This is a genomic window from Rhodococcus baikonurensis (assembly GCF_040489275.1).
Lineage (GTDB): Bacteria > Actinomycetota > Actinomycetes > Mycobacteriales > Mycobacteriaceae > Rhodococcus_F > Rhodococcus_F baikonurensis.
This window is the reverse complement of record NZ_JBEUOQ010000060.1, coordinates 1-2,580: the sequence shown is the minus strand read 5'-3', so window position 1 is coordinate 2,580 and position 2,580 is coordinate 1. Positions and strand designations below refer to the sequence as shown.

Here is a 2,580-nt window from a genome sequence, read left to right as displayed (position 1 = left end):
TGTCGACGGCCATCGTAAGCTCCCCACTGGCGGCCATTTATGGCGCATTTTGTGGCCATGGTTTCTCCCCGCGTACGGCCAGATAGTTCCCCACCTGCTGTGAGTCAGATTCGGTCCCGGCAACGCTGGGTGGATGAAATCGAGCAGGGAGATCATGGAAATTTTGGAGGCGTACGACCTCACGGGTAGTTATCGGGCGGCGGCGGAGCTGGCTGGGTGTGATCACCACACGGTGGCCCGGTATGTGCAGATGCGCGCTGCGGGGCAGCCGCCGGACCGCCGGCGGCATCGAGCGCGGGCGATCGACGACTTTCTGCCGAAGATCGAGGAGTTGGTGGTCCGCTCGCAGGGCAAGGTCCGCGCGGATGTCATCCACGAACGGATCGTCGCGCTGGGGTTCACCGGCGGTGAGCGGACCACGCGCCGGACGGTCGCGGAGGCGAAGGCCCAGTTTCGGGCTGGTCGGCGGCGAGTGTATCGGCCGTGGGTAACCGAACCTGGGCTGTGGTTACAGTACGACTTCGGTGACGGGCCAACGATTTCCGGCCGGAAGACGACGTTGTTCTGCGCATGGTTGGCGTGGTCGCGATTTCGGGTGGTGATCCCGATCTGGGACAAGACATTGCCGACGGTGGCGGCGTGTTTGGATGCGACATTCCGCCGCTTGGGCGGGGTTCCGGTCTATGTCCTCACCGACAACGAGAAGACCGCGACGATCGATCACGTGGCCGGGATCGCGGTCCGCAATCCGGAGATCGTGGAGGTGGCACGGCATTACGGCACGACGCTGCGGACGTGTTTACCTGCTGATCCGGAGTCGAAGGGAGGAAGTGAGGCGACGGTGCGGATCGCCAAAGCCGACCTGTTGCCGAAGGAGGTGAACCTGCGCGAGCAGTATCACTCTTTCGGTGAGCTCGAGTCGGCTTGCCGGCAGTTCTGCACCGACGTCAACACCCGCGTCCACAGCTCTACTCGGCGGCGGCCGGTCGAGCGGCTGGCCGAAGAGTTGCAGCGGCTGCATCCGCTGCCGAAATCTCCGTTCACCGCGGTGTTCGGCACTACCCGGCGGGTGAACTGGGAGTCGACGATCTCGGTGGAAGGGGTGCGGTATTCGGTGCCGCACACGTTGATCGACACTCGGGTCTGGGCCCGCTTCCATGGTGAGGAGCTGATCGTGACCGCCGTCGACAATGATGGCGGTGCAGTCGAAGTCGCGCGGCACCGCCGCGGCCAACCCGGTTCACCGGTCCTCGACAACGACCACTACCCACCCCGCCCAGACCGCGACGCCGCCGACCGGGTGCCCAAGCCTCGTACCGCCGCCGAGCTCGCCTTCCTACAGTTGGGCCAGGGTGCCAACAGCTGGCTGGTCGAGGCTGCCGCCGCGGGAGCGCGCCGCATCAGGGCGAAGATGGCCGAGGCCGTGGACCTTTCGAAGCTGCACTCCCCGGACGCAGTCGACAGAGCGTTGGGGACGGCGGCGATGACCGGCCGGTTCGCCGATCGGGACCTGATCTCGATCCTCGACTACCAAGTCACCCACGAACACGCTGATCCGGTCCGTCGCAGCGAGAACCACACTCTGCAACCGGGCACCGCCGCCTGGTCCACCTTCGGCCAGACACCAGCGCCGGCCAGCCCAGCCACTACTGACGATGAAAGCGATGACGCCTGATGAGCACCCCTTTGCGCACTGTTACCAGCGCTAACGGCGACCCGTTGGCCGAGGCGATCGACCTGACTAAACGCCTGAAACTGCCCCATATCCGCAGGTCCTTGAGCGATATCATCCCGACCGCGAAAGCCCAACGCTGGGACCCCGCCGAAGTCGTGCGGGTTCTCCTCGCTGAGGAAGCCGCCGGCCGGGACCGGGCGAACCTGCACACTCGCCGCAAACGCGCGGGTTTCCCTACCGGCAAGACCTTCGGCGACTGGGACGAAACGAAATCGTCGATTCCCCGCGCCACCCAGGACGCGCTCCGCACCCTGGAGTGGGTCGGGCGGCGTGAATGTTTCTGCGTCTGTGGGCCTTCGGGAACTGGCAAGTCTCACTTCACCGAGGCACTCGGGCAGGCCGCAGTCGAAGCTGGGCTGGCGGTGTCTTGGTTCACCATCGAAGACCTCGGTGCCCTGGTCCGCCGGCACCGTGCCGACGACTCCATCGCCCGAGCCCTGACGAGGATCATCCGCTCCGACCTGATCATCGTCGACGACATCGGTCTGCTCCCGGTCTCTGAAGACGCCGCCGAAGGATTCTATCGCCTCGTCGACGCTGCCTACGAACGCCGAGCGATTGCCGTCTCGAGCAACCTGCACCCCTCCGGCTTCGACGAGATCATGCCCAAAACATTGGCCACCGCCACCGTTGACCGGCTCCTGCACCATGCGCACGTCGTCGTCACCGACGGCGACTCCTTCCGCCTCACCGAAGCCACCACCGGCAAGGGGGTGAAGCCCTTCAGCTAACCCAAATCAGAAAGCGGGTGGGGAAAAACAACTGGCCGCCACCGGGGAGAACCCGTGGCCACCAGCGGGGAGAACTACTGGCCGCCTACGGGGAGAACTTCGTGGCCATTGACA

2 protein-coding genes are annotated in these 2,580 nt (G+C 65.3%); both read left to right on the top strand.

What is annotated here, in order from left to right; all coding sequences use genetic code 11:
* Window positions 1-133: 133 nt before the first annotated feature.
* Entirely contained in the window at window positions 134-1,675 is a 1,542-nt protein-coding gene (gene istA / locus ABWI03_RS34075) for an IS21-like element IS1415 family transposase (protein WP_030538069.1), read from the top strand.
* Window positions 1,675-2,466 (top strand): IS21-like element IS1415 family helper ATPase IstB, encoded by a 792-nt coding sequence (istB, locus tag ABWI03_RS34070; RefSeq protein WP_003944771.1) that lies wholly within the window; start codon window positions 1,675-1,677, stop codon window positions 2,464-2,466. Before istA ends, istB begins: the two co-directional genes overlap by 1 nt.
* Window positions 2,467-2,580: the final 114 nt, after the last annotated feature.

What these genes read in the sequence shown, in the direction of transcription:
- istA (WP_030538069.1), top strand. Translation starts at nt 134, where the DNA reads ATGAAATCGAGCAGGGAGATCATGGAAATTTTGGAGGCGTACGACCTC.
- istB (WP_003944771.1), top strand. Translation starts at nt 1,675, where the DNA reads ATGAGCACCCCTTTGCGCACTGTTACCAGCGCTAACGGCGACCCGTTG.